2 protein-coding genes are annotated in these 4,665 nt (G+C 71.7%); one reads left to right on the forward strand and one right to left on the reverse strand.

Annotated features, from left to right (window positions below):
• The first annotated feature begins 370 nt into the window (after positions 1 to 370).
• Positions 371 to 3,247: an FtsX-like permease family protein gene (locus ABD481_RS46260; protein WP_344672305.1), complete on the forward strand. Its 2,877-nt coding sequence runs from the start codon at positions 371 to 373 to the stop codon at positions 3,245 to 3,247.
• Positions 3,248 to 3,436: 189 nt separating this feature from the next.
• Here ABD481_RS46260 and ABD481_RS46265 read toward each other — a convergent pair.
• The coding region (locus tag ABD481_RS46265) for an AMP-binding protein (RefSeq protein WP_344672306.1) at positions 3,437 to 4,665 on the reverse strand (1,229 nt) is incomplete at its 5' end.

The raw sequence follows: 4,665 nt of genomic DNA on the forward strand, positions 1-4,665 counted from the left end.
CGCCACCGACCACATGCGCGACCACCGCAACCACACCCTGAAACTACTAGGCATACAAACCAACCCATGAGAACGCAAAAGCCCTGTCGGCGGCACTGTAGGCAAAGCCCTGCCGACGTGACCGAGGGGAACGAACCAAAAACCCGGGCAGGGGACTGAAGGACTCGGGGGCGGTGGTGGGTGGTGGGGCTTGTGGCTGCCGGTCTAGGTATCGGGGGGGGGGGGGGGGGGGGGGGGGGGGCCGCTGCCACCATCTACGCATTCCGCAGGATGCAGAGCTCGAATACACGCGGTATCTCTGGTCATCATGATCTGGAAGGTCGCGGTTCGAATCGCGCGCCGCGAAGCTCTGCGCCATAAGGGTCGTTCGGTGCTCGTCGCGGCGATGTTGGCGTTGCCGGTGGCTGGGGCTGCGGCGGCTGACACGCTCTATCACACGGTGACGCTTACGGCTGCTGAGCAGCTGGGGCGGGATGTGGGGCGGGCTGATGCGCGGGTTGACTTTGTCGCGCCGGCGGCGGTGGAGCAGTTGCCGGACGGGAGTGTGCCGGCGCCGCCGCAGGCTGCTGCGATGCTGTCGGGGGCGTTGAGGGGGGTGCAGATCGCGTCGCCGGTGGAGGCTGGGGTGTTGCCGGTGGGGTCGCGGGTGGTGGCGTTGCCGGACAAGCAGCAGGTGCGGGTGCGGTCGGCGCATGGGTCGTACACGGTGCAGATTGCTGAGCGGGATCTTGGGGATCCGTTGTTGGGCGGGCTTTATCAGCGGATTGGGGGGCGGGCGCCTCGGGGTGTGGGTGAGGTGACGTTGTCGACGTCGTTGTTGGCGTCGTTGGGCAGGCATGTGGGTGATGAGGTCAGTGTGGAGTACCTCAATGGGAGTGAGCAGCCGGGGCCGGATGGGCGGTTGCCCGATCATGGGTTGCGGATCGTTGGGGAGTATGACGAGCCGTCGCATCTGGATGCTGATGAGGTGCTGGCTTTTCCTGGGACGGTGCCGGAGCCGGTTGATTATGTGGGGGCTGCGCATTGGTTGGCGCAGGTGCCTGGTGGGTTGTCGTGGGCGCAGGTGCTGCGGCTGAATCAGGGCGGGTATGCGGCTGAGTCGCGGGTTGTGGTCTTGGATCCGCCGGCGGATGGGCTGGTGCCGTTGTTGCGGGATCATCAGGGGGCTGTGGCGGGGAACAGTCGGCTTACGGAGGCGTTGGTCGCGGTGGGGGCGGTCGGGGTCGTCATGGCGTTGATGGAGGTGGTGCTGCTGGCCGGGCCGGCGTTCGCGGTGGGGGCGCGGAAGCGGCGGCGGGATTTCGGGTTGATGGGGGCTGCGGGGGCTGATCAGCGGATGGTGCGGGCGGTGGTGCTGGCGGACGGGGCGGTGCTCGGGGCGGTGGGTGGGGTGGCCGGGGTGGTGGTCGGGGTGGGGTTGGGCCGGCTTGCGCTTCCGGAGGCGGTGAGGCTGACGCATCGGGAGCCCGGGGCGTTCCGGGTGTCGTTGGCGGAGTTGGCGCTGGCGGCGGTGTTGGGGGTGGTCACCGGGTTGATCGCGGCGCTGATTCCGGCGATCATCACTGCGCGGCAGCATGTGTTGCAGGCGTTGACCGGGGGGCGGCGGGGGGCGCGGGGGGTGCCGTGGAGGTTGGCCTCGCTCGGGGTGCTGGTGCTGGGAGGTGGGGTGGCGGCGACCGGGTACGCGGTGTTCCAGCCGGGGATTCACACGGTGCCGTTGGTGGCCGGGATCGCGGTGTCGGAGTTGGGGGTGGTGGCCTGTACGCCGATGGTGGTCGCCTTGGTGGGGAAGTTCGGGCGGGCGTTGCCGTTGACCGGGCGGATGGCGTTGCGGGACAGTGCGCGGAATCGGGGGCGGACGGCGCCGGCGGTGGCGGCGATTCTGGCCGCTGTGGCCGGGTCCACGGCGGTGGCCACGTTGTTGGCCACTGAGGATGCCCGGGGGCGGGCGCAGTATCACAGCACTTTGCGTCCGGGGCAGGTGGCGCTGATGTTCGGGTGGGCCGCGGCGAACGAGTCGGCGGCCGGATCGCGGGCCGGGATGCGGTTCGACGGGCTGGACACCGGTCCGGATGCCCAGCCGGTGGATTCGCGGAAGGCGATCGCGGCGATCGGGGCCACGCTGCCGGTGCGGTCGGCGGCGGTGGTCATGTCGCAGGACTTCAACGGCTTCGTGCCGATCAGGGTGGTGGTCAAGCGCACGCCCGGGAATGATTGTCCGTTCTTCGGCGCCAACAGCGCGCCGATCTCGGCCGGGGCGGACGGCGAGTCGATGATCCAGGCCGATCCGCGGTGTACCGCGGCGTTCTCCGGCGGGCAGGTGGTGCCCGGGGACGCGGCGACGCTGCGGGCGTTGACCGGCACCGTGGATCCGGCCGCCGAGAAGGTGCTCGCCGAGGGCGGGATGGTGGTGTTCAACCGCTACGACCTGGACGGGTTCGATCCGGTGACCGGGCAGGGGAAGGCGACCGTCGCGCTCCAGCGCTCGTGTCCGCCGGACGGTGCGGACATGCCCGAGGAGCTGCGCAAGCAGTTCGGTCCGTACTGCTCCGGTCCCGCGCCTGCCGACACCACGCTGCCCGCGGCTGTGGCGAGCGCCAAGGACCATAGCGCGGTCAGCGGCGTGCGGGCCCTGATTCCGCAGGCGGTGGCCGACAAATACGGTGCGAAGTATGTGCCGTCGATGATTCTGTTCGACACGACCCGGATGCCGACGCGCGCCGAGGAGGAGCGGGCCAACGCCGCCGCGGAGTCGCTGGGCACCACCGCGCTGTTGAAGGTGGAGCGGGGCTATCAGGGCGGCGAGGACACCGCGATGCTGGCGCTGGCGGCGGTCGCGGCGTTCGTGACGCTGGGCGCGGCGGCGATCGCCACCGGGTTGGCCATCACCGACAGCGAGGCCGATCTGGAGACGCTGGCGGCGGTCGGGGCCCGGCCGCGGGTGCGGCGGACGTTGGCGGGATCACAGGCCACGATCACGGCTGTGCTGGGTACGGTATTGGGGTCGGCGACCGGACTCGTGCCCGCGGTGGCGATCATCGAGGCGCGGTCCCACAGTTTCGTGCAGTCGGCCGCCGATGCGCGCGGAGGTTTCCTGGGGGTGTCGCGCGCGGTGCACGCACAGAGCTACCTGGCGATCCCGTGGTGGTTCCTGATCGGCACCGTGGTGGTCGTGCCGGTGCTCGCGGGGATCGGGGCGGCCTCGGTCACTCGATCAAAGGTTGAGATTCGGCGACGACGCGGATAGGCGGGAGTCGGGGCGGGCAAGGGTGAGAAGCGGCCGGATGGCGCGCACCTGGCGGGCGCGCCATCCGGCTACGGGGACCGGGGTGGGGTCGGAGTCGGTGGTGGTGGGTTGACGGGGGGTTGACGGCCGAGGTGCCCGTCAGGGCTCTGATGAGCCCTGGCGGGGTGGGCGGCGCGGACCGGCCGCAGCTCAGGCCCCCGCCAGTGAGGGCGGCAGGTCCCGCACCATGACCTTCCCCGTGGCGTTGCGCGGCAGGACGTCGACGAACACGACGTCACGCGGCACCGCGGCCGCCGCCAGGTGGCGGGCCACCACCTCGCGCACCCGGGCCGCCGAGAGCTCCGCGCCCGGCCTCGGCACGACGTAGGCGGCGAAGCACTGGCCGAGGTCGCCGTCCGGCACGCCGACCACCGCCGCCTCCCGCACCTGCGGCAGCGCCGCCAGCAGATCCTCGACCTCCCGGGGGAACAGCCGCTGGCCCGCGCACACGATCATGTCGGCGTCGCGGCCGTGGACGAACAGGCGGCCGGAGGAGTCGATGTGGCCCCGGTCGTTGGTGGCCATGAAGCCGGCGCGGTACTCCTTGGTGCTGCCGGTGGTGTAGCCGGCGAACAGCATGTCGTTCCAGACGAAGATGCGGCCGGTGACGCCCCGGGGCACGGTCGCGCCGTGGTCGTCGAGCACCTTCAGGCGCGAGTCCAGCGGCGGGCGGCCGGCCGTGGTGGGGGCGATCCGGAGGTCGCCGGGGTCGGCGACGGCGGCCCAGGAGACCTCGGTGGAGCCGTAGAAGTTGTAGAGGACGTCGCCGAAGACGTCCATGAACGCCGTGACGACCGGCGACGGGATCGCGGCGCCGGAGGTGGCGACGACGCGCAGGGTGGAGGTGTCGTAGGCGTCGCGCAGGCCGGGCGGCAGTTCCAGGATCCGTTGCAGGACGACGGGGACGCCGAACAGCACCGAGCAGCCGAAGTCGGCGACGGCCTGGAGCGCCGCCTTGGGTTCGAAGCGGCGTTGCAGGATCAGGGTGTCGCGCAGCGGCATGGCGATCTGCAAGGCTGCCAGGCCCCACATGTGGAACAGGGGCGTGGTCACCAGGACCGATTCGCAGGACCGCAGCGGGATGCGGGACAGCAGAGCGGCCGCGGCGGCCAGGCCCGGCGGGTTGGAGCGGTAGGCGCCTTTGGGGGCGCCGGTGGTGCCGGAGGTCAGGACGATCAGGCGGCCCGGGACCTCCGGCGGGCGGCGCTTGCGACCGCCGGAGGCGGAGGCGGCGGAGGCGGCGATGACGTCGTCGACCGTGCCGACGGTGGTGCCGGTGGTGACGGTGGTGCCGGTGGTGACGGTGGTGGCGGCGGCGAGCCGCGCGGCGAGGCGGTGCGCGATGGGCCCGGCCGGTCCGGCGGCGCCCGGACCGGCGG

Source organism: Catenulispora yoronensis (assembly GCF_039531695.1).
Taxonomy (GTDB): Bacteria; Actinomycetota; Actinomycetes; order Streptomycetales; family Catenulisporaceae; genus Catenulispora; species Catenulispora yoronensis.